This window comes from Actinospineispora acaciae DSM 45401, from assembly GCF_000620785.1.
Lineage (GTDB): Bacteria > Actinomycetota > Actinomycetes > Mycobacteriales > Pseudonocardiaceae > Pseudonocardia > Pseudonocardia acaciae.
Window position 1 is genome coordinate 313,064 of sequence record NZ_JIAI01000003.1, and the last position, 22,755, is coordinate 335,818.

The 22,755-nt window shown below is 72.3% G+C and carries 19 protein-coding genes and 1 pseudogene; 9 read left to right on the forward strand and 11 right to left on the reverse strand.

Features of this window, described 5'->3' with window-relative positions:
* Positions 1-82 precede the first annotated feature (82 nt).
* From N912_RS0118330 to N912_RS52840, 3 genes are read left to right on the forward strand one after another with little or no spacing between them, the layout of a single operon-like run.
* Positions 83-787 (forward strand): FadR/GntR family transcriptional regulator, encoded by a 705-nt coding sequence (locus N912_RS0118330; protein ID WP_028923555.1) that lies wholly within the window; start codon positions 83-85, stop codon positions 785-787.
* A 24-nt stretch (positions 788-811) separates the two neighbouring features.
* The gene (locus N912_RS0118335) at positions 812-2,200 is read left to right on the forward strand and encodes an amidohydrolase family protein (RefSeq protein ID WP_028923556.1); all 1,389 of its coding nucleotides are present in this window, start codon (positions 812-814) and stop codon (positions 2,198-2,200) included.
* Between the two features lie 18 nt (positions 2,201-2,218).
* On the forward strand, positions 2,219-3,619 hold the full coding sequence (locus N912_RS52840) for an MFS transporter (protein ID WP_064745312.1): 1,401 nt from the start codon (positions 2,219-2,221) through the stop codon (positions 3,617-3,619).
* A gap of 4 nt (positions 3,620-3,623) precedes the next feature.
* On the opposite strand, the gene N912_RS0118345 is transcribed toward N912_RS52840, so the two are convergent.
* Positions 3,624-4,253, reverse strand: coding sequence for a TetR/AcrR family transcriptional regulator (locus N912_RS0118345; RefSeq protein WP_028923557.1), 630 nt, complete (start codon positions 4,251-4,253; stop codon positions 3,624-3,626).
* A 225-nt stretch (positions 4,254-4,478) separates the two neighbouring features.
* Here N912_RS0118345 and N912_RS52845 point away from each other — a divergent pair.
* The 3 genes and pseudogenes from N912_RS52845 to N912_RS0118360 form a co-directional block, all read left to right on the forward strand.
* A pseudogene (locus N912_RS52845) lies at positions 4,479-5,633 on the forward strand (transcription termination factor Rho, short form); the annotation flags it as partial.
* Between the two features lie 32 nt (positions 5,634-5,665).
* Entirely contained in the window at positions 5,666-6,076 is a 411-nt protein-coding gene (locus N912_RS0118355) for a VOC family protein (RefSeq protein WP_028923558.1), read from the forward strand.
* A 157-nt stretch (positions 6,077-6,233) separates the two neighbouring features.
* Entirely contained in the window at positions 6,234-7,523 is a 1,290-nt protein-coding gene (locus N912_RS0118360; RefSeq protein ID WP_156993743.1) for an HNH endonuclease signature motif containing protein, read from the forward strand.
* A gap of 4 nt (positions 7,524-7,527) precedes the next feature.
* Here N912_RS0118360 and N912_RS0118365 read toward each other — a convergent pair whose 3' ends face one another.
* The 5 genes from N912_RS0118365 to N912_RS0118385 are packed head-to-tail and all read right to left on the reverse strand — an operon-like array spanning position 7,528 to position 14,445.
* A complete protein-coding gene (locus N912_RS0118365; protein ID WP_028923560.1) occupies positions 7,528-8,682 on the reverse strand; it encodes an acyl-CoA dehydrogenase family protein in 1,155 nt (384 codons plus the stop codon).
* A 7-nt stretch (positions 8,683-8,689) separates the two neighbouring features.
* Entirely contained in the window at positions 8,690-9,577 is an 888-nt protein-coding gene (locus N912_RS0118370; protein WP_037065315.1) for an SDR family NAD(P)-dependent oxidoreductase, read from the reverse strand.
* A complete protein-coding gene (locus tag N912_RS0118375) occupies positions 9,574-10,815 on the reverse strand; it encodes an acyl-CoA dehydrogenase family protein (protein WP_028923562.1) in 1,242 nt (413 codons plus the stop codon). The genes N912_RS0118370 and N912_RS0118375 overlap by 4 nt, the downstream gene beginning before the upstream one ends.
* 35 nt (positions 10,816-10,850) lie before the next feature.
* Entirely contained in the window at positions 10,851-12,317 is a 1,467-nt protein-coding gene (locus N912_RS52850; RefSeq protein ID WP_064745313.1) for an MFS transporter, read from the reverse strand.
* Complete coding sequence (locus N912_RS0118385) at positions 12,310-14,445, reverse strand: acetate--CoA ligase family protein (RefSeq protein ID WP_037065318.1); 2,136 nt, start codon at positions 14,443-14,445, stop codon at positions 12,310-12,312. Before N912_RS0118385 ends, N912_RS52850 begins: the two co-directional genes overlap by 8 nt.
* 136 nt (positions 14,446-14,581) lie before the next feature.
* Between N912_RS0118385 and N912_RS0118390 the strand changes: the two genes are divergently transcribed.
* The 3 genes from N912_RS0118390 to N912_RS52855 are packed head-to-tail and all read left to right on the forward strand — an operon-like array spanning position 14,582 to position 16,797.
* Positions 14,582-15,748, forward strand: coding sequence for a thiolase C-terminal domain-containing protein (locus N912_RS0118390; protein ID WP_028923564.1), 1,167 nt, complete (start codon positions 14,582-14,584; stop codon positions 15,746-15,748).
* 4 nt (positions 15,749-15,752) lie between these two features.
* Positions 15,753-16,166, forward strand: a complete 414-nt coding sequence (locus tag N912_RS0118395; protein WP_028923565.1) for a Zn-ribbon domain-containing OB-fold protein — start codon at positions 15,753-15,755, stop codon at positions 16,164-16,166.
* A gap of 4 nt (positions 16,167-16,170) precedes the next feature.
* The gene (locus N912_RS52855; protein WP_051580393.1) at positions 16,171-16,797 is read left to right on the forward strand and encodes a TetR/AcrR family transcriptional regulator; all 627 of its coding nucleotides are present in this window, start codon (positions 16,171-16,173) and stop codon (positions 16,795-16,797) included.
* Here N912_RS52855 and N912_RS52860 read toward each other — a convergent pair.
* From N912_RS52860 to hisC, 5 genes are all read right to left on the reverse strand, one after another.
* A complete protein-coding gene (locus N912_RS52860) occupies positions 16,787-18,196 on the reverse strand; it encodes a M1 family metallopeptidase (protein WP_169747904.1) in 1,410 nt (469 codons plus the stop codon). The genes N912_RS52855 and N912_RS52860 overlap by 11 nt on opposite strands.
* An 85-nt stretch (positions 18,197-18,281) precedes the next feature.
* Positions 18,282-19,595 (reverse strand): MFS transporter, encoded by a 1,314-nt coding sequence (locus N912_RS52865; RefSeq protein ID WP_064745314.1) that lies wholly within the window; start codon positions 19,593-19,595, stop codon positions 18,282-18,284.
* A 67-nt stretch (positions 19,596-19,662) separates the two neighbouring features.
* A complete protein-coding gene (locus tag N912_RS0118415) occupies positions 19,663-20,862 on the reverse strand; it encodes an MFS transporter (protein WP_028923566.1) in 1,200 nt (399 codons plus the stop codon).
* A gap of 7 nt (positions 20,863-20,869) precedes the next feature.
* On the reverse strand, positions 20,870-21,589 hold the full coding sequence (locus tag N912_RS0118420; RefSeq protein WP_028923567.1) for a FadR/GntR family transcriptional regulator: 720 nt from the start codon (positions 21,587-21,589) through the stop codon (positions 20,870-20,872).
* Between the two features lie 77 nt (positions 21,590-21,666).
* Positions 21,667-22,746, reverse strand: a complete 1,080-nt coding sequence (gene hisC, locus N912_RS0118425; RefSeq protein ID WP_028923568.1) for a histidinol-phosphate transaminase — start codon at positions 22,744-22,746, stop codon at positions 21,667-21,669.
* Positions 22,747-22,755 lie beyond the last annotated feature (9 nt).

Sequence of the window (22,755 nt, forward strand, 5' to 3'; positions counted from 1 at the left end):
ACACGGATTGGTCGGGGCAGTGGTTCAACCCTCAATCGGTCGGGGGTAGCCGCCGTCCGAAGCATTGGCTTAACCTCTTCCCATGCAGAGGTCCGACCAGTCGTCGAGGCCAGGGCGGCTGTACCTGTCCGTCGCCCAGGACCTGCTGACGGCGGTCGCGCGGGGCGACTACTCCCCCGGTGTCCGGCTGCCGGGCGACCGCGAGCTGGCCGGCCGGCTGGACGTGTCGCGGGCGACGGTGCGGGAGGCGATCCTCGCCCTGGAGCTGATCGGCGCGGTGGAGGTGCGCCACGGCGACGGCACCTACGTGCGCGGGCCGCACCCCGGGGTGGCCGGCATCGAGGAGTCCGCCCTGGACGTCGCCCCGAAGGAGCTGATCGGCGCGCGCCGGGCGCTGGAGCCGGTGGTCGCCTCGCTCGCCGCCGCGCACGCCGACCCGGACACCCTGCGCGCGCTGGGACGCAACGTCGACGAGGCCGCCGAGCTGGTCGACGAGCCGGCCGAGCTGCCCCGGTTCATGGACCTCGGGCTGCGGTTCCACGCCGTGCTCGCCGCCGGCTGCGGCAACTCGCTGCTGGCCGAGATCGTCGGCCAGTTCGTCAGCGCGGAGACGCACCCGCTGTGGCTGCTGGTCAACCAGCACGCGGTCAGCTCGCCGGCGGCCAGGGCCGGGCAGCTGCGCGAGCACCGGGCGGTGCTGGCCGCGCTGGCCGGGGGTGACGCGGACGCCGCCAGGGACGCGATGAGCGCGCACCTGGCCTCGGTAGACACGGTGATCTTTCAATGACACTTGACCAGAGGGTGGAGACGCATGACGTACGACCTGGTCGTTCACGGCGGGACGGTGGTCAACGCGGGCTGGTCGGGGCCGGCCACCGTGGTGGTGTCCGGGGGCACGGTGGTGGCCGTGCAGGACCCGGCGCTGCCGTTGCCGCCGCATGAGCGCGCGCTGGACGCGGGCGGCCGGCTGGTCATCCCGGGAGGGGTGGACCCGCACTGCCACATCGGCCAGCGCCTCGGCGACTACCAGCAGCTCGACGACTACGCCTCGGCGAGCGTGGCGGCGTTGCACGGCGGTACGACCACGGTCGTCGACTTCGCCATCCCGGAGCCGGGGCAGGCGCCGCTGGCGGCCGTGCAGGAGCGGCGCGAGCTGGCGTCGGCGTCCCGTTGTGACACCGCGATGCACGGCTGCGTGATCGCCTGGGAGGACGGGGTCGCGAAGCAGCTCGCGGAGATGGCCGAGCTGGGGGTACGGACGGTCAAGATGTTCACCACGTACCGGGACGTGGTGATGGCCGGGCCGGACACGGTGCTGGAGGTGCTGCGGGCACTGCACGAGCTGGGCGGCATCGGCTACGTGCACGCCGAGGCCAACCACGTCATCGAGGACGCCCAGGAGCAGGCCGCGGCCGCGCACCGCACGCACGCCCGGCACCACTCGTACACCCGTCCCGAGCTGGCCGAGGCGGCCGCGGTGACCGAGGTGCTGGCCACCGCCGAGCACGTCGGCGCCCCGGTCTACTTCGTGCACCAGACCACCGCCGAGGCCGTCGACCTAGTCCGCGCCGCACGGCGCCGTGGCGTGCGCGCGTACACCGAGACCTGCCCGCATTATCTGACGCTGGACTCGTCCGTCTACGACACCGAGCACCCGGAGCGGTTCGTCTGCTGCCCGCCGCTGCGGGGCTCATCGACGGTGGCCGCGTTGCGGGCGCGAGCGCTGGCCGGGGACGTGGACACCCTGGGCTCCGACCACTGTTGCTACTCCGCCGGGCAGAAGGCCGAGCACCGCGACGACGTGCGGGTGATGCCGAACGGGCTGCCCGGGGTGGAGACCCGGCTGCCGGTGGCGTTCACCGAGCTGGTGGCCCGCGGCGGGATGCCGGTGGAGCGGTTCGTCGCGCTGTTCGCGAGCAACCCGGCGCGGTTGAACGGGCTGACCGGCAAGGGCGTGATCGCGCCGGGCGCGGACGCCGACCTTGTCGTGCTCGACCCGTCTCTTACCCGGACGGCGGACGCCAACGAGCTGCACATGGCCACGGACTACACCCCGTACCAGGACCGACGGCTGGTGGGCTGGCCCGAGGCGGTGGTCTCCGCCGGCCGGGTGGTGCTCGACGCCGACGGCTTCCACGACCCCGGCCCGGTCGGCCGCGCGCTGGCCGCCGACCCGATCCCGGAGCACCTTCTGACCTGACCGTTACGGAGCATCCACATGACAACGCCGTCATCGAACCCCGTGGAAGAGCGCCGCGAGCGCGCCGCCCGAGACCTGGCCGCCGCGCTGGACCGCATCCCGTTCCGCCGGGCGCACATACTGATCCTGGTGCTTGTCGCGTTCGGCGCGCTGTTCGACGCGATCGAGCAGTACAACGCCGGGCTGGCCGCGCCGCTGATCGCGCGGCAGTGGTCGCTGTCCAACGCGCAGGTCGGGCTGCTGACCACGCTCACCTTTGCCGGCATGGCGATCGGCTCGCTCATCGCCGGCGTCACCGGTGATCGGTACGGGCGGCGCGTCACCTACATGTACAACCTGGCGCTCTACACCGTGGGCGCGCTGCTCGCCGCGTTCGCCCCGGACCTCGGGTGGCTGCTGGTGGCCCGGTTCGTGGTCGGGATCGGGCTCGGCGGCGAGCTGAACACCGGACTCACCCTGGTCGCCGAGCTGATGCCGACCAGGTTCCGGGGCGCTTCCGTGGCCACCGTGAACATCGCGGCCGGCGGTTTGGGCATCTTCGCCTCGTCCGCGCTGGCCGCGCTCGTCCTCGGGCCGCTGGAGTCCGTGCTGGGCGGGCCCACGGTGGCCTGGCGCTGGCTGCTCGGGCTGCTGGCCGCGCCGGCGGTGTTGGTGTTCGTCTACCGGTGGTTCCTGCCGGAGTCGCCCCGGTACCTGCTGGTCCAGGGGCGGGTGTCGGACGCGAACCGGGTGCTGTCCGGGCTGGCCGCGAACCGGCTGCGGTTCCGTGGTGAGGTCACCCGGTACCTGGACGCGGCGGAGGGCGAGCGGCTGCCCCGGCAGCGGATCCGGCTCGCGGAGATCTTCCAGGGCCGGCTGGCGCGGAACACGGTGGTCATCTGGGTGGTGTCCGCGATGACCTTCGGCGCGCAGGTCACGATCACGGTGTTCATGCCGACGGTGCTGGTCGCGCGCGGGCTGGACGTGTCCACCTCGCTGGCATACACCACGGTGATCAACATCGGCGGGCTGGTCGGGGCCGTGTTGGCCAGCGTGTTCGGCTATCGGTTCCGTCGCCGCGTGGTGCTGGGTTATGGCTCGCTGGTCGCCGTGGTGGTCGCCGTCGGGTTCGGCGCGTCGGCCAGCCTGGGTGCGGTGCTCGCACTGGGCGGGCTGCTGCAGCTGATGTTCATCCTGCTCAACACGACGAGCTGGGTGTGGGCGCCGGAGCTGTACCCGACCCGGGTGCGCGCGTTCGGCACCGGCGCCTCGGTGACCGTCGGGCTGGTCTCCGCCTCGCTGATCCCGCTGCTGGCCGGGGCGCTGGTCGACGTCGCCGGCGTGGTCGGGATGTTCGCGCTGGTCGGCGTGATGTACCTGGTGATGGCGGTGGCCGTGCGGTTCGGCCCGGAGACCCACGGCGTGCCGCTGGAGCGCTGAGCGGTTACCCGGGGCCGAACGCCTTCAGGAAGGTGCGGACGGCGGCCTGGGTCACGGCGCGCAGTTCCTCGGCGCCGACCTCGCGGCTGCCCAGCCGGGTGCGCCCGGCCATCGACCCGATGAGCAGCGAGACGAACTGCTCCGCCGCCAGCACCGGGTCGTCCAGGTCCAGGCGGCCGGCCACCGCGAGCCGGGCGAACCGGTCCGCCAGCGCATCGGCCACCCGGTCCGCCACCCCGACCTGGACGATCTCGAACAGCGTCGGGAACTGGACGACCTCCGAGGCGAGCAGCCGCCACAGCGCCAGCGACCGGGCCTCCACGTAGCACTCCAGCAGCCGGTACCCGACCTCCTCGAGCAGCGCGGCCAGCTCGCGGCCCGGTTCGGCCAGCCGGTCCACCACCGCCAGGTTGCGCGCCAGCGCCCGCTCGGCCTGGGCCTCGACCGCCCGCAGCAGCAGGTTCTCCTTGTCCTGGAAGTGGCTGTAGACGGTGGCCTTGGCCACGCCGGCCTCGGCGGCGATCACGTCGACGCTGGCCTGCGCGTATCCCTCCCGCGCGAAGACGGCGAACGCCGCGTCCAGGATCGCGAGCCGCTTGTCGATACGCCCCCTGCCGGCGGTGACCGCGCTCATGGCCTCACCCTACGGCTCGTGGAATAGTTCCCGGCGACCCCGCGTTATCGGGATTGACGCCCCGCTCGACGGGCCGCTAGCCTCGGTGGCGTCTCCCTTTCGTGGATGCAGGTGTACGTCCTCCCACGAAGGATTCTTCTCTCCCTCCGTTGAACCGGCTTCGGCCCGTGAACGGGGATCTTCGCGCGGCGCCTTCTTGCCGCATCCACCCTCACCTTCGAGAAAGACACCCAGATGAACGACAACAACGCTTCCACCCTGCCCGCCGCCGGGATCCTCGACATCGTGGACAACCGCGCGTTCGTCCGCGCCGACGGCTACCTTCCGGGGCCGCGCGACGTCCTGGTGTCGCGGCGGTTGGTCACCGAGAACGGGCTGCGCCGCGGCGACACCGTCACCGGCACCGCCCGCCCCGCCGGCCCGCGCGACAAGTTCGCCTCGCTGGCCACCGTGGACACCGTCAACGGCCAGCACCCCCGCCACGCCCTGACCCGCCCGGCGTTCTCCGAGCTGGTCCCGATCCACCCGAACGAGCGCCTGCGCCTGGAGACCGAACCGCACGCCCTGACCACCCGGGTCACCGACCTGCTGATGCCCGTCGGCAAGGGCCAGCGCGCCCTGATCGTCGCGCCGCCCAAGGCCGGCAAGACCACCGTGCTGCGCGCCATCGCGCACGGCCTGGCCAAGAACAACCCGGAGTGCCACCTGATGCTCGTGCTGGTCGGCGAGCGCCCCGAGGAGGTCACCGACCTGGCCCGGGGCGTGCCCGCCGAGGTCGTCGCCGCCACCTTCGACCGCCCGCCGCGCGAGCACACGGCGCTCGCCGAGCTGGCCATCGAGCGCGCCAAGCGCCTGGTCGAGCAGGGCCGCGACGTCGTGGTCATGCTCGACTCGCTGACCCGCCTGGGCCGGGCCTACAACCTAGCCGCGCCTACGTCCGGCCGGATCCTGTCCGGCGGCGTCGACTCGACCGCCCTCACCCCGCCCAAACGCTTCCTCGGCGCCGCCCGCAACATCGAGAACGGCGGCTCGCTGACCATCTTCGCCACCACCCTGGTCGAGACCGGCTCGCTCGGCGACACCGTCATCTTCGAGGAGTACAAAGGCACCAGCAACGCCGAGCTGCGCCTGGACCGCGCCACCGCCGCCAGGCGTGTCTTCCCGGCCGTGGACGTCGGTCAGACCGGCACTCGCAAGGAAGAGCTCCTGCTGAACCCGGACGAGCTGGCGGCCACCCAGGCCCTGCGCCGCGCGCTCGACGGCCGAGGCGCGCACGCCATCGACGTGCTGCTCGACGGCCTGCGCAAGACCCACACCAACGTCGAGTTCCTGGCCCAGCTCGGTGCGTTGTCTGGATCCAGGTCGTCTGCCACCATGTGACGCCCCTGCACACCGCGACCCGAGGAGCCGCCATGTCCTCCCGCCTCAACCCGTACCTCAGCTTCGACGGCAACGCCCGCGAGGCGATGGAGTTCTATCGAGAGGTCTTCGGTGGAGACCTCGTGCTTCACACCTTCGGCGAGCTCGGTGGGATGGAGGGTGCTGACGCTGACAAGATCATGCACGGGATGCTGGAGACCGAGAGCGGGTTCAGCCTGATGGGCGCGGACAACCCGCCCGGAATGGACCGTACGGTTGGTAACAATATTACCGTGGCGTTGAGTGGGGATAGCGTTGACGAGCTGCGGGGGTATTGGGAAAAATTGTCCGATGGTGGGACCGTTTCGGTGCCGTTGGAGAAGCAGATGTGGGGCGACGAGTTCGGGGCGTGCCAGGATCGGTTCGGGGTGCCGTGGTTGGTGAACATAGGCTCTGGTTCGTGATCGTGCGTGTCGTCATTTGTTTCGTTCGAAAATCGCTGGCGCGATTTCCGACGACCTGAATTTGTAGGTTGCTTGGTGCCGTCCCCCAGTGGCGGCTGGGCGCGTTGGGTGGGGTTGGTTCTGTCTGTGTCCGGGACGGCGCGGTGGTCGCCGGGAATTGTCGGTGCCTGCCGGTAGCGTCTTGGGTATGGCAAATGGGCAGGTCACGACGGGGTTGGCGGAGCTTGCGCCCGGCCCTGAGCTGGCTGCTGCCCTGGATGGGATCGATCTGTCCACAGTGTCGAACGGTGAGATCATCGCCGTGCTGCAGGCCCGCTCACGCCAACGCGCGCACAATGACGCCCGGTTCTTGGCGGTGGTGGCTGAGGTCGGCCGCCGCGACCCCTGCGCTCGACTGGACGAGGTCGGCCAGTTGGGTGAGCCGACCCGGTATGGCGCGGACGAAACCCGACTCGCCCTGGCCTGGACCCGCCGCGCCGCCGAGGCCGAACACGACTTCGCCGAGAACCCGGACGGCACCGCCGTGATCACCGCCGACGGCCTGCCACCCGACGAGGCGGCCGCGGCGTGTGAACGCATCGACCGGTTGGCCCGCGCCGCCAAACGCGCCGGACACCCAGGAAAGTTGGACCAGATCCGCGCCGATGTGTTCCTCGGGCTACTCAACGGCCGCTTCGACAACCTCGACCGCGACCAGATCATCACCCACCTCCTCCACAGCGACACCGACACCGACGGTGCGGCCGCCCCCACCGGCGTCGAAGTACGGGTCGAACTGGCCACCCTGCTCGACCTCAACGACCATCCCGGGGAGATCCCCGGCTGGGGACCCCTGCACGCCCACCTCACCCGCCAGCTCGTCGCCCGCCAACGCCGCGCCGAATGGCGATTCGCCATCACCAACCACACCGGCCACCTGATCTGCGGCGGCATCACCCGCCACCGGCCCGCCGGTATTCAGGGCGGCGCCGACGGCGGGGTCGTCGAACTGCACATCCCGGCCACCCTCTTGGCCAAGCTGGCCGCCAACCCGCCACCCGGCTGGGCCGCAGTGATCAGCGACCTCGCCAGGCAGTACGCCGCCTGGCCAGAAACCAAACAACACCTCGACCAACGGCCTGGGCGGCGGCTGCCCACCGTCGGGCTACGCCGACACACCCAAATCCGCGACCGCACCTGCCGCGGACCCGGCTGCCGCCTGTCCACAACCAAAACCGAGTACGACTACACCCACGACTACCGCTACGGCGGACCCACCATCCAGATCAACGGCGGCAACGTCTGCAACCACGACCATGACCTCAAGACGAAGGGAGGCTGGCGACTCGAACAACCCGAACCCGGAACGTTCACCTGGCACACCCCACTCGGACAAACCCACACCACCCAGGGCGAACCCGTCATCACCCCACTACCCGAGCCCGACGACGATCTACCACCGTTCTGAGCGGTCAGATTCCGATCCGGTCGGCCAAGAGTGCGCGGTGGTACTCGCCGTCGCCGAGGAACAGCCGGCTCGATTGTGCGCGCTTGAAATGTAGGTGCGCGTCGTGTTCCCAGGTGAAGCCGATGCCGCCGTGGATCTGGATGTTCTCCGACGCGGTGAAGAAGTAGGCGTCCGAACAGTAGGCCTTGGCCAGGCTGGCGACGACCGGCAGCTCGTCGGAGTCGTCGGCGACCGCCCAGGCGGCGTACTGGACGGCGGCGCGCGCGGACTCGACGCGCATCAGCATGTCCGCGGCCTTGTGCTTGACGGCCTGGAAGCTGCCGATCGGGCGGCCGAACTGGGTGCGCACCTTGGCGTAGTCGACGGCCATGTCCAGGGTCCGCTGCGCGCCGCCGAGCTGTTCGGCGGCCAGGGCCACGGCGGCCTTGTCCAGGGTGCGGGCGAGGGGGCGGGCGGCCTCGCCGACGGTGCCGATGGGGCGGGCGGGGGCGTCGGCGAGCTCCAACCTGGCCAGCTTCCTGGTCTGGTCCAGGGTGGGCAGCGGGGTGCGGCGCGCCGTGGCGTCGGCGGCCGCGCCGAGAGAAGCGCCAGCGGAACGAGCATCGGTACAGTCCACCGCGAACAGGGTGAGGCCGGAGGGGGTGCGGGCGGGCACTAGCACGAGGTCGGCGACGTGGCCGTCGGGCACGAACGACTTGAACCCGGTCAGCCGCCAGCCGCCGCCGGTGTCGGTCGCGGTGGTCGAGACGGACTCCAGGTCCCAGCGGCCGTCGTCCTCGGTCACCGCCAGGGTGGCCAGCGTGGTGCCGTTCGCGATGCCGGGCAGCAGTTCCTTGGCGGCCTCGGTGTCGCCGGCGTCCAGGATGGCCCCGGCGGCCAGCACCGCGGTGGCGAAGAACGGGCCGGGCAGCAGCGCGCGGCCCATCTCCTCGAGCACCAGCGTCAGCTCGACGTAGCCGAAGCCGCTGCCGCCGTACTCCTCCGGGATGGCCAGGCCCTGCAACCCGAGCTGTGAGGCCATCTGCCGCCACACCGACGGGTCGTAGCCGAGCGGGTCGTCCATCAGGGCTCGCACCGCCGAGATGGGCGAGCGCTCGTCCAGGAACCGGCGCAGCGAGCGCCGCAGCTCCTCCTGCTCGGGGCTGAACACCAGGTCCATCGCGCGCTTACCCCCGTACCGCCGGCTTGAAGTGGCGTTCGATCATCTCGGCCAACTGTGGCACCGGCCACCGTTCGGTGCCGACCAGCTGGCACGCGGGCTCCGGCTTGGTGAACAGCGACACCTCGTATCCGCGCGCGCCGATCACCTGGCCGGTGAGCCAGTCCGAGGCCTCGCCGGCGAGGTAGGCGACCACCGGTGCCACGTTGTCCGGCGACCGCGTCGGGTCGTCCGCGCCGGCGAGGCCGGGGCGGCGGCGTTCGTCGGGCACCGAGTCGGTCATCCGGGTCGCGGCGCCAGGGGAGATCGCGTTCGCGGTCACGCCGTAGCGGCCCAGCGCGTTCGCGCAGGAGTAGGTGAACCCGACGATGCCCATCTTGGCCGCCGCGTAGTTCGGCTGGCCGGGCGCGCCGAACAGGCCCGACGTGGAGGTGAAGTTGATCAGCCGGAAGTGGCCGTCCGGGTCGCGGCGCGAGCGCCAGTACGCGGCCGCCGGCTTGGTCGTGTTGAAGTGGCCCTTCAGGTGCACCCTGATGACGTCGTCCCACTCCCGCTCGTCCATGTTGAAGATCATCCGGTCGCGCAGGATGCCGGCGGCGTTGACCAGCACGTCCAGCGTGCCGAAGGTGTCGACGGCGGTGCGGACCAGCTTCTCGGCGGCCACCGCGTCGGTCACGTCGGCGCCGTCCGCGACGGCGGTCCCCCCGGCGGCGGTGATCTCCTCCGCGACGAGCTGGGCAGGGCCGGCGTCCGCGCCACTACCGTCCAGAGCGGCGCCCAGGTCATTGACCACCACCGACGCTCCCTCGGCGGCCAGCAGCCGGGCCACGCCCGCGCCGATCCCCCGCCCGGCCCCGGTGACCACCGCGACCCGCCCGGCCAGCATGCCGCTCATGATCGAACCCCCGCCGGGCGCGGCTCCCGGGGCAGCCCGAGCGCGCGCTCGGCGATGATGTTGCGCTGGATCTCGCTGGTGCCGGCGTAGATGGTGCCGGCCCTGCTGGCCAGGAACAGGTCCTGCCACGGGTCCAGCTCGTAACCCTCACCCTCCGGCCTGACCAGCCCGTTCGTCCCGGCCAGGTCCATCGCGATCTCGCCCAGCCGCCGCTCGTACTCGCTCCAGAACAGCTTCGAGATCGACGCCTCCGGCCCGGGCTCGCGCCCCTCGGCCAGCCGCGCCAGCAGCCGCAGCCCCTGGTAACGCATGATCTCGACCTGGGTGTACGCCCAGGCCAGGCGCTGGCGGACCAGCGGGTCGCGGTCCCGGCCCACCGAGCGCGCCAGCTCCACGACCTCCCAGAACCGCCGCTCGAACCGCAGGTGCGCAACGGTGGCGTTGCCGGTGCGCTCGTGGCCGAGCGTGGTCATCGCCACCCGCCAGCCGTTGTTCACCCCGCCGATGATGTTGAACAGCGGGGCGCGGGCGCCGTCGAAGAACTCCTCGCCGAAGTGCTCGGCGCCGGTGAGCTGGCGCAGCGGGCGCTTCTCGATGTGGTTGTCGTCCCCGAACGGCACCAGCACGTAGGACAGGCCGTCGTGCTTGCCGACGCCCGCGTCGGTCGCCGTCCGGCACAGTACGAAGATCATGTTCGCCCGGCGGAACGCCGAGGTCCACACCTTCTGGCCGGTGATCACGATCTCGTCGCCCTCGATCACGCCCCGGGCCTGCACGCCGGCCAGGTCGGAGCCGTGGTCGGGCTCGGAGAACCCCTGGCAGTAGACGTGCTCCCCGGAGACGATCTTGGGGAGGAAGTGGTCGCGCTGCTCGTCCGTGCCGTGCACCATCACCGACGGCCCGACCATGTTCTCGCCGAAGTGCCGGCGCACCCTGGGCACGCCGGCGCGGTGGCACTCCTCGCTGTAGATCGCGTCCTGCACCGGCGTGAAGCCCCGGCCGCCGAACCGCTCCGGCCAGACCGGGCAGATCAGCTTCGCGTCCAGCAGCCGCCGCTCCCACTCGGCGTAGACCGGCCCGGACTCGGCCTCGAAGTAGGCCCCGCCCCTGCCGCCACCGGTCAGCGGGGGTGAGTTCCAGTCGACCAGGCCGGACAGACCGGCCGGGGCGTTGGCCTCGATCCAGCCTCGGATCTCGGCGCGGAACCGGGCGGCCTCCGGCCCGAGGTTGAGCTCCATGAGCGGACCCCCATCGCCGATCTTAGAATTCGATTCTATTTTGAACCGCACACGCGGGCATCGTCAACAGCCGGCAGTGGCCCGAGCACACGAGAGCTGACCACGCACGCGGCGAGCCCCAGCACGGACAGCGAGCAGAGGACGATCATGGCGTCGCGGTAGCCGTCCTGGAGCGGTGCCAGCGCCGGGTCGAGGTGGCCGCCCACGCGCTGGGCGAACAGCCCGGAGCGCAGCTCGGGCGGCAGGTGGACGGCCAACATCGTCAGCGAGACCGCCGTGCTCAGCAGCACGCCGACGTTCTGGATGGTGACCCGCAGCGCGTTCACGATGCCCAGCCGGTTGCCCGGGGTGATCTCCAGGATCGCCGTGGTGTTGGCCGCCAGGAAGACCCCGGAGCCCCAGCCGATCAGCACGAACGCCGCCCCCATCGGCCAGTACCCGGAGTGCGCGACCACCAGCGGCAGCAACACCAGCAGCCCCGCCGTCGCGACCAGCGCACCGAGCGTGGCCACCGACTTGGCGGTCCGGCGCGCGGTCAGCCAGCCCACGGTGGACGAGCCCAGCATGGTGCCGATGGGCAGCCCGAGCACCTTGAGCCCGGCGGCGAACGCCGAGTCGCCCCGGGTGAGCTGGAAGTACAGCGCGAACAGCACGACGATCGAGAACCGCGCCATGGCGTTCAGGAACGCGGCCAGGTTCGCCCAGCCGAACCCGGGGTCGCGCAGCAGCCGGGGGTCCACCACCGGCTCGGCCACCCGCCGCTCGTAGCCCAGGAAGCCGACCAGCGCGACCAGGCCGGCGCCGAGCAGCGCCAGCACGCGCGGGTCGCCCCAGCCGGACTCCGTCACCAGGGACACCCCGATGACCAGCGTGGCCATCGCGGCCAGGAACAGCGCGTTGCCGGGCAGGTCCAGGCGCTCCCGGCCGCCGTGACGGGCCACCGGGCGCAGCGCGACCGCTGCCCAGGCCACGCACGCAAGCCCCAGCGGGACGTTGAACCAGAACACCCACCGCCAGCCAAGGCCGTCGGCGAGCAGCCCACCCGCGGTCGGGCCGATGAGCTGGGCCAGCGAGAACGACGCCAGGTACAGGCCCATGCCACGGCCGAGCAGCCGGGGCGGGAACGCCGAGGTGACCAGCGCCGCGCTGTTGGCCAGCATCATCGCGGCGGATGCGCCCTGCGCGAGCCGCAGCCCGACCAGCACCCAGACCGTCGGGGCCAGGCCGGCGAGCAGGCCGCAGGCGGTGAACACCGACAGCCCGATGAGGTACATCTCGCGGCGGCCGAAGATGTCCGCGAGCCGGCCGAAGAACACCAGGCTCACGCAGTTGGCCAGCATGAACGACAGCAGCAGCCAGCTCGACGCCACCGAGCTCGCGCCGAAGTGCCTGGCCACCACGGGCAGCGCCACGTTCAGCGTGCTGGTGTTCAGCCCGACGACGACGCTGGCCAGCCCGACCACGGAGAGCACCCGCCAGGCATAGGACGCGGGCTCAGGCACCGGTCAGGACGAGCACGTCCAGGGCCTCCACCCGGGGGCCGTCCACCCACAGCGGGTTGACCTCCAGGGTGCGCAGCGCGGGACCGAGCGCGAGCGCGGACCCGGCGATCCGGGCGATCACCTCGCAGAGCCGGTCCAGGTCGGCGGGCCGGCGCCCGCGCGCCCCGGCCAGCAGCGGCGCCCCTCGCAGCTCGGCCAGCATCTCGCGGACGTCGGCGGCGCAGACCGGCAGCGCGCGCAGGCTGACGTCGGCGAGCGCCTCGACGAACACCCCGCCGAGCCCGACAGCGAGCACCGGCCCGAACGCAGGGTCCACCGTGACCCCGGCGAACACCTCGACGCCGCCCTCACGCATGGCCGCGACGAGCACACCGTCCGCATCAGCCCCAGCCGCGGCCCGTATCGAGGAGAACACCGCCCGCACCTCCCCCGGCCCGGCCAGCCCCAGCGCCACCCCGCCGACGTCCGACTTGTGCGTCACCGACGCCGCGCAGACCTTCAACGCCACCGGGTACCCGATCCGCCCGGCCGCCGCCACCGCCGCGTCCACGTCGCCGACCAGCACGGCCGGCACCACCGGCACCCCGCACGATGCCACCAGCTCGCGCCCGCGCGCCTCCGACCACGGGCCGTCCGGCACCCCGTCGACCACCGCCGCCTCCGCCAGCACCGGCCGCGCCCCACGCTCGCGCGCCCGTGACCAGCGAACCGCATGCCCCAGGGCCTTGACCCCGAACTCGATGCCGCCCAGCGCGTGCAGCCCGTACTCGTCCAACAACCCGGCGGTGTACGGCGTGACGTCGGTACACGTGGTGAGGAAGTGCACGATCGGCCGGCTGGCCCGCCGACGGGTCTCGGCTACGGCTCGCAGCCGCCGGCGCACCGGCTCCTCGTCCGGCGGCGCCGCGTCCGGCAACGTCAAACTGTGAAAGACGAAGTCGACATTGGGATCCCCCGCGACCACGTCCAGCGCGGTCTCCGGGATGTTGGCGGCCGCCGCGCGCTGGTCGGCCAGCAGGAACCCGGTGACGTCCAGCGGATTGCGGACCGAGGCGAACGGCGGCAGTACCTCGCGGAGCCGCCGCAATGTCGGCCCGGCGAACTCCGGGACGGTCAGGCCCGCGTCGGCGCACCTGTCCGCGATGATGTCGCAGGCCCCGCCGGACGCGGTCACCACGCCCATCCGCGAACCCGCCGGCACCGCGCCGGACTGCCCGAACAACCCGGCGGTCACCAACAGCTCCTCCAGGCTGTCCACCCGCACCACGCCGAACTGCCGCAGCACCGCCCCGACCACCGCGTCGTCCCCGGCCACCGCCCCGGTGTGCGCCAGCGCGCTGGCCCGCGCGGCCTCGCTGCGCCCGACCTTGAGCGCCACGATCGGCTTGCCGGCCGCCAGCGCCCGCCCGGCCAGCTCCAGGAACCGCTCGGGCTGACGGATCGACTCCAGGAACAGCGCGATGACCTTCGTATCCGCGTCCTCGATCAGGTACTCGATGACGTCCGCGGCGGTGAGCACCGCCTCGTTGCCCATCGACGTGAGCAGGCTGATCCCGATCGCCCTGGCCCGCGCGAAGGCCAGCACCGCGCTGGCCAGCGCGCCGCTCTGCAGCACGATCCCCACCGGCCCACGGCGCAGCGGCGGCGCGATCCGCAGCCCGAACGGCGCCGAGCCGGCCTGGGCGTTGATGTAGCCGAGGCAGTTCGGGCCGAGCAGCGTCACATCCCGCTCCACCGCCAGCGAGGCCAGCCGCCGTTCCCGCTCCCGCCCCTCGTCCCCGCTCTCGCCGTACCCGGCGGCCAGCACGATGACGTTGCGGATGCCGGCGTCCGCCGCGTCGTTCAGCACCCCCTCCACCGCGTGCGTGGGCACCAGCGAGAACGCCAGGTCGACCGGCTCCTCCAGCTCGGTCAACCGGGCCACGGCGGGCAGTCCGAACACGGACGAATGCCGAGGGTGCACCGGCACCAGCGCGCCCGGCAGCTCCGCCGTGCGCAGGCTGTCCACGATGAACCGCGCCCACCCCGACCCGTCCGAGGCCCCCACCAACGCCACCGACCGGGGCGCGAAGAACGACCGCAACCGCTCCGGACTCACCACCGCCCGCCGCTCCCACTCCCCGACCATGCATCCTCCCTGGTCAGGACCCGTGAGTGGTGAGCGTTGTCATAGCAACGCTAACCACTCACGGGTCACCTTGACAGCGATGCGGTGTTCGTCCTAGAACTTGATTCTAAGACGAGACTCGGCCGGAGGCGATTCGATGACCCGACCAGCGGCGATCGCGGGCGTGTACGAGTACCCGAAGCGGCGGGTGGACGGGCTGAGCAAGCTGCAGATCAAGGCGGAGTCGGCCACCCGCGCGCTGGAGGACGCCGGGCTGGGCTGGTCGGACGTGGATGCGATCTACGACGCCGGGGAGGTTGGGTCGACGTCCGGGTTCGCGGTCGCGGAGTACTTCGGGATCAGCCCGCGCGTCGTGGACACCACCGCCGTAGGCGGCAGCTCGTACCAGTTCCACGCCGCGCACGCCGCCCGTGACCTGGCCGACGGGCGGGCCAGGGTGGCACTGCTGACCTACGGCTCGCTGAACAAGAGCGCCGGCCCGCCGCCGAGGGGCGGTGCCGAGCTTCCGAGCGCGAACATGGAGGGGCCGTACGGGCTGAGCCTGATCGGCAGCTACGCGCTGGTCGCCCAGCGGCACATGCATGAGTACGGCACCACACAAGAGCAGCTGGCCGAGATCGCGGTGACCACCCGGGCGCACGCGGTGCGCAACCCGGAGGCGGTGGCCGGGCTCGCCGACATCGGCATCAGGCACACCGGCGAGCTGACGGTCGACGACGTGCTGGGCTCGCGGATGATCGCCGACCCGCTGCACCTGCTGGACTGCTGCATCGTGTCCGACGGCGGTGGCGCGGTGGTGATCGTCGCCCCCGAGGTGGCCGCCGACCTCCGCAAGCCGCCGGTGTGGATCCTCGGCACCGGGGAGGCGCTGGGCTACCCCCAGAGCGGCCGGGACATCACCACCACCGCGGCGGCGATCTCCGGGCCGGAGGCGTTCGGCCGCGCCGGGGTGCGGCCGGAGGACGTCGACATCGCGATGATCTACGACTCGTTCACGATCACGGTGCTCACCCTGCTCGAGGACCTCGGGTTCGCGAAGAAGGGCGAGGGCGGCTCCTACGTGGCGGGTGGGCGGCTGCGCTTCGACCGGCCGGGGGCGCCGGCGCTGAACACCGACGGCGGCGGGTTGTCGTCCAACCACCCGGGCATGCGCGGGATCTTCCTGCTGATCGAGGCGGTGCGGCAGCTGCGCGGCGAGTCCACCGCCCAGGTCGACGGCGCCCGGCTGGCGGTCGCGCACGGCAACGGCGGCCAGCTCGGAACCCGCCACTCCGCCGCCACCGTGATCCTCGGGAGGGACTGAAACGATGACCGAGACCCGGCCGCTCCCGGCGCTCGACGAGCCCGACACCGGACGGTTCTGGCAGGCCACCGCCGGGCACCGGCTGGTCTACCGGGAGTGTCGCGCCTGCGGGCACGTCGAGTTCTTCCCGCGACGGCACTGCACCGAGTGCGGCGGCATGGAGCTGGACGAGCGCGAGTCCGCCGGCGACGGCGTGGTCTACAGCTACACGGTGATCCGCCGCCACCAGCACCCGTACTTCCGGGCCAGGGCGCCGTATACGGTCGGGTTCGTGGACCTGGACGAAGGCCCGAGGATCCTCGCCGAGATCGCCGGCGACCCGGACGGGGTGCGCATCGGCCAGCGGGTCGCCGTCGAATGGGAGGACCACGAGGAGCTGGCCGTGCCGATATTTCGGTCGAGTCCGCCCGTACCCTGAGACGATGGTGACCCGGGCCGGCCGGCAGTGGGGCAGCACCGAGCGCACCCGCGCGGTGTTCCTCGACGCCGCGCGTGAGGTGTTCGCCGAGCGGGGGTTCGGCGACGCGAGCATCTCCGAGGTCGTGGAGCGGGCCGGGGCCAGCGTGGGCAGCCTCTACCACCACTTCGGCGGCAAGGGCGAGCTGTTCCGCGCGCTGTGGGAGCGACACCATGCCGAGCAGCAGGCCATCGCGGCCGGCGCGGTGGCGGCGGCCCGCGAGCGCGGGGTCGCGGACTCGTTCGAGCTGTTCCTGGCGGGCTCGCGGGCCTACCTGGAGGCCACCTGGGCGCGCCGGGACCTGGTGAAGATCTTCCAGGACGGCGACACCCCGCCCGGGTTCGCCCAGCTGCAGCGCAAGGGCGGCCAGGACTGGATCGCGCAGAACTTCCGGCTGCTCGGCGCCGGCGACGACGCCGTGCACCGGGCGCTGGTGTTCCTGGTGACCAACTTCATCGGCGAGGCGCGCAGGGAGGTGGCCCGCGCCCGCTCCGAGGAGGAGGCCGCCGCGCTGGTCAACGCCATGATCGAGGTGCTGGCCCGGATGCGCCCGGTGGTGGAGGCCGACTTCACGGTACAGCTCACGAGCTGACCGCGGGCCGCTCCTTGGTGAACAGCCAGGCCTGGAACAGCGCCTTCAGCGACTTCCCCGACACCCGCTCGGCGAGCTCGACGAACTGCTCGGTGGTGCCGTTCGCATAGCGGTGCTCGGACACCCACGTGCGCAGGATGGTGAAGAAGGCGTCGTCGCCGACCGCGTCGCGCAGCGCCTGCAGGGTCATCGCGCCCCGGGTGTACACGGGCCTGTCGAGCAGCCGGTCCGCGCCGGGATCACCGGGCGCGAGCAGCCAGTAGTCGTCGTCGGCGGAATGCGCCCGGTAGGCCTTGGCGGCGAGGTCGCGCGCGGTGGCCTGGCCGGTGTGCTCGGACCACATCCACTCCGCGTACGTGGCGAAGCCCTCGTTGAGCCAGATGTCGCGCCAGCCGTGCGGCGAGACGGTGTCGCCGAACCACTGGTGCGCGTTCTCGTGCACCACCACGTTCATGTCCGGCCCGGTGGCGAACTCACCGCCGAGGTAGACCGGCCGGGTCTGGAACTCCTCGGCGTCCTCCTCCTCGTCGGCGGCCACCACCGCGCCCTCCGCCTCGAACGGGTACGGGCCGAACAGGCTCGACGCCCAGGTGACGACCTCGTGCGTGCGCGACACGCTGGCCTGCGCGGCCGCCCTCACCTCGGAGGAGAGCCGCCGGTCGTACGCGATGATGATCGGCCGGCCCTCCGGGGTCGTGCCGTTGTCGATCTCGTAGTGGCCGATGGCCAGGAACGCGAGGTAGCTGGCCTGCGGGTGGGTGCCGCGCCAGCTCCACCGGGTCCGGCCCCCGTCGGCGGGCGAGGAACCCAGGAACAGCCCGTTCGAGAGCGCCTGGGTGCCGTCCGGCACGGTCACCGCGACGTCGTAGGTGGCCTTGTCCAGCGGGTGGTCGTTGCACGGGAACCAGGCGGTGGCGTAGTGCGGCTCGCTGACCGAGACCGCGCCGTCCCGGTTGGTCTTCCAGATCTTCTCGCCGTTGACCCGCACCTCGGACGGCGTGCCGTGGTAGCGCACGGCCACCGTCGCCCGCTGCCGCTCGGCCAGCGGTTCGGGCGGCGTGACGACCAGCTTGGCGTCCTTCTTGGAGAACGTGGCCGGCCTGCCGTCAACGGTGACCGACGAGGCGTCCAGGCCGAAGTCGAACGAGAAGCCGGTCAGCCGCTGGGTGGCGGCCAGCCGGATCGTCGCGGTGCCGTCCAGGTCGTCGTCCCCGGGCTGGTACGACAGTTGCAGGTCGTAGTGCTCGACGTCGTAGCCGACGTTGCCGTCGGTGGGGAAGTACGGGTCCCCGATGCCCCGCCCGATCTCCGGGTCGGCCGCCGTGCCGGCCGGGTGGGGCGAGCACGCCGCGAGGGCGACTGTCAGGACGGCACCAACGAATCGCCCGAGCCTCGTCACCACCCGATGATCCCGGCCAACGCGGCCACCGTGACAGCCCCAACCTGATGAACCCGCACGCATTCGGATGCAACAGGTTGGTGGGTCAGGTCGTCCGCGCCACCGAGGCCGCGGTGGACGCGGACGCGCGCCGCCACGGACCGCCGAACATCAGCGAGGCCGGGACGAACATCGCCAGGCAGCCCATCGCGATCATCAACCAGCCCGCCCAGCCCACCGCCTCCACCGCGTGCGGCACCACGAACAGCGTGACCACCGCCATGGCCCTGGTCATGAAGCCGTAGATGCCCCACGCCGTGCCCTGCAGGCGCGGGTCCACGTCCTCGGCGTCCTCGGAGTAGTTGGCCATCCACGGCCCGTACGCCACCCCCAGCGCGCCGCCGAGCAGCGCGCCGGTGACCATCAGGTGTGCGGCGGTCACGCCATCCCGCCCGACCAGGCCGGTCAGGTAGCCGGCGATCACCAGCGCGGCCAGGGTGCCCGCCACGCAGATCGGCTTGCGCAGCCGCAGCCGGTCGGAGACCCGGCCGATCACCACCAGGGTCAGCAGGTTCAGCACCCAGAACGCGGACATGATCCGGGAGGCGGCGGCAGCGCTCATCCCGAAGCTGTGGCTGATCATGGTCTGGCCGTAGAGCATCAGCGTCAGGTACAGCATCAGCCACAGCGAGATGCCGATGACGTGCGCCCAGATGGTGCGGCTGGCCAGCAGGTCGCGCACCCGCGGCGGGCGGTCGCGGTTCGGCCCGGCCCCCAGGGCCTGGCGCTCGGTCTCGCGGATCCGGTCCCGCAGCTCCGGCGACAGCTCGGCGATGTTGAACGCGATCACTACGGAGACCGCCAGCGACACCACGCCCATGATGACGAACTGCGAGCGCCAGGAGTCGGCGAACAGCGGCAGGGTGAGCCCGGCGACCGCCCCGGCGAGGAAGTTGGACCCGACGGGGCCCCAGGTCCAGAAGCCGAACGCCTGCGCCCGGCCCATCCGGGGCGAGAAGTCCCGCACCAGCGGCGCGGTGTGGGCCAGCGCCATGCCGTCCACGAAGGCCAGCGCGATGCGCGCCACCAGCAGCTGGGTGGGCGTGTGCACCAGCGTCATGGCCAGGCAGAGCAGGCCGGTGACCAGCATCAACGGCACCAGGAGCCGGATCCGTCCGTAGTGGTCGGCGAGACGGCCGCCGGCGGCGGTGGCGAGCGCGCCCGCGATGGCGGCGACAGCGGACACCGAGCCGTAGGTGGCCAGCGACATGTGCAGGTCGTCGAGCAGCAGCGGGACGACGGGCGCGATCTGCGCCTCGTAGTTGCCGATCAGGACGGCCAGCACGGCCATGGTGAGTATCCGGATCCGCCGTGCGCCTACGGGGTATTCGGTGAGCTGACGGACATAGGAGAGCCTCATTGCTCTGACCCTTCGCCGGCCTGTCGTTAGATCTAGAATGTCCCTCTAGAACTGACCTCTAGAAGGTTCACTCGCGAGCCGGAGGCTTGTCAAGCGCGCGGACCAGCGGGAGGAAGGCGAGCAGCGCGGCGGCCTGGGCGGCCAGCACGAACCACGGCAGGGCGGCCGGCGCGGCGTCGTAGAGGGCACCGGTGACGGCGCCGCCGGCCAGCCAGGCCAGGCCGTAGACGGTGGTGAACACCCCGTAGCCGGAGCCACGGCGGCCGGCGGGCACGAGGTCGGCCACGGCCGCGCGCATGGTGGACTCGTGTACGCCCAGCGCGACGCCCCAGACCAGCGCGCCGGCCCAGACCATGGCGACGCCCCCGCCGAAGGACAGGAACGGCACGGCGGCGGCCAATACGGGCAGCACGACCAGCCCGCGCAGGCCGTAGCGGTCATAAGCCCAGCCGGACGCCACCGCCGCCAGCGCGTCCACGCCCATCGCGGCGGCGTAGACGACCGGGATCTGCCAGTCCGGCATCAGCTGGTGAGCCTTGAGGTGGTAGGCCAGCACGCCGAACGTGGCGTACCCGGTCATGGTCAGCGCGGCGAACAGCGCGTAGATCCAGAACCGGCGCGGGAACCGCCACCACGGCTCGCTCGGGTGCCCAACTCGCCCGGTGCGGGGCGCGGCGGCCTCGTACTCCAGCGGACGGGGCACGGCGCGGCGCAGCCAGAGCAGGGTCAACACGGCCAGGGCGCCGGGCACGGCCAGCACCGCGAACCCCAGCCGGTACCCGGAGATGCCGATCATGGCGGCCATCAGCAGCGGCCCGAGCAGCGCCCCGGACTGGTCCAGCGCCTCGTGCAGCGCGAACGCCTTGCCGCGCCCGATGCCGCTGCCCGCGCCGGCCAACATCGCGTCGCGGGCGGGCGTGCGCACCGCCTTGCCGAACCGCTCGGTGATCACCGCGGTGGCGGCCTGGCCGAACGTCTGGGCCACCGCGAGCAGCGGGACGGCCACCACGGTGATCAGGTACCCGGCGATGGTGATCGGCCAGTAGCGCCGGGTGCGGTCCGACAGCGGCCCGGTGACCAGCCGGAACACCAGCGCGACCGCCTCGCCCGCCCCGGTCACCAGGCCGACAACGGCGGCGCCGGCGCCGAGCGTGGCCAGGTACGGCCCGGTGATCGCCCGCGCGCTCTCGTACACCAGGTCCGCGAGCATGCTGACCACCCCGAAGGCCAGCACGAACCGCCACGGCGTCAGGCGGTTGCGCGACACGACCGGCTCACACGGCGGTGTTGCGCGACCCGCCCTTGGAGACCAGCTCCAGGTGCTCGTTCATCGCGGCGCGCGCGGCCTCGGCGTCGCCGGCGGCGATCGCGTCCACGATCCGGCCGTGCATCCGGGTCACCCGGTGCGCGACCTCGGTGGACGTGTTCGGCCGGAACTTGAGCATCTGCACCGAGCGCAGCGCGCGCACCGAGGCCCGCAGCGCCCGGTTGCCGGACGCCTCGGCCACCAGCAGGTGGAAGTCCAGCGCGCGCTCGGTGAACCTGGCCGGTTCGCCGCTGTGCCGGTCGCAGTCCGCGACCGCGGCGCGCATCCGCTCCACGTCCTCGGGGGTGGCGCGCTGGGCGGCCAGGCTCGCGGTCATCGGCTCCACCGCGCGCATCGCCTCGGTCAGCTCGTCCCAGCTGATGCCGGTCAGGTGCAGCTGGATGGACAGCGCGTCGGCGAACCGGTCGGGGTCGCCCTCCGCGATCCGCAGGCCGCCCCGGGCGCCGACCTTGACGTCGACGATGCCCTGCGCCTCCAGCGAGCGGATCGCGTCCCGCACGGTGATCCGGCTGACCCCGAAGCGCTGCGCCAGCTCGGTCTCGGTGCCCAGCCAGTCGCCGGCCCGCATCCCGGCGAAGAACGCCTCCTTGATCTGGCTGACCACGTGCTCGGACGCGCGCGCGGTCCGCACCTGTTTCCAGGCGATCGCGCCGGCCTCGTCACTCACGCCGCAAAGTCCCTCTCGTGTCCCACTGCGGGCAAAATGTATAACGTTTGTCGCTCTCCGCCCACAACAGGGTCCGCTCAGGCCAGCTCGGCGGCGATCCGCAGGAACGCGTCGTTCTCCTCCGGGGCGCCGATGGTGACCCGCACGCCCGCGCCCGCGAACGACCGGACGATCACCCCGCGCCGCTCGCTCTCGGCGCCGAAGTCCGCGGACCGCTCCCCGATCGGCAGCCAGACGAAGTTCGCCTGCGAGGCCGGAACTTCGTACCCCAGCCCGGCCAGCTCCTTGCTCACCCGCTCGCGCTCGGCCACCACCCGCGCGACCCTGGCCGCCATCGCCGTGGCGGCGGCCGGTTGCAGCGAGGCCACCGCCGCCGCGCCGCCCACGCTGGACACCGAGAACGGCAGCGTGACCTTGCGCAGCGCGGCGGCCAGCTCCGGCGCGGCGACGCCGAACCCGACCCGCAGCCCGGCCAGCCCGTACGCCTTGGAGAACGTCCGCAGCACCACCAGGTTCGGCCGCCGGGCCAGCAACCGCATGCCGTCCACCCCGGACGGGTCGGTGACGAAGTGGTGGTACGCCTCGTCCAGCACCACCGGGACGGTGGCCGGCACCCGGTCGAGGAACCGCTCCAGCTCGGCGCGCGCGACCGCCGTCGAGGTCGGGTTGTTCGGCGTGCAGACGAAGATCGCCTGCGTGTCGTCCGTGACGGCGGCGGCCATGGCGTCCAGGTCCAGGGCGTGCTCGCGCAGCGGCACCCGGACCGGGGTGGCGCCGGCGATCCGGGCGGCGGAGCCGTACACGTCGAACGACGGGGTCGGGACGATCACCTCGCCGCCGGGCTCGGCCGTCGCCTCCACCACGTTGCGGCACAGCGCGACCGAACCGCACCCGGTCACCACCTGCTCGGGCTCTACCCCGTACGTCTGCGCAACCGCCTCGCGCAGCGCGGTGGCGTGGAAGTCCGGGTAGCGGTTCGGGCTGGTCACGGCGGCCGCCATGGCCTCGGCGACGCCCGGCAACGGGTCGAACACGGTCTCGTTGGAGGACAGCTTGACCGGCGCCGCCACCCCGCGCTCGCGCGCCACCCGCTCCGGCGTCCGCCCCGGCCGGTAGCTCGGCAGCTCGCCCAGCACCGCCCGCGTTCGCACAGTCATCCCTGTCCG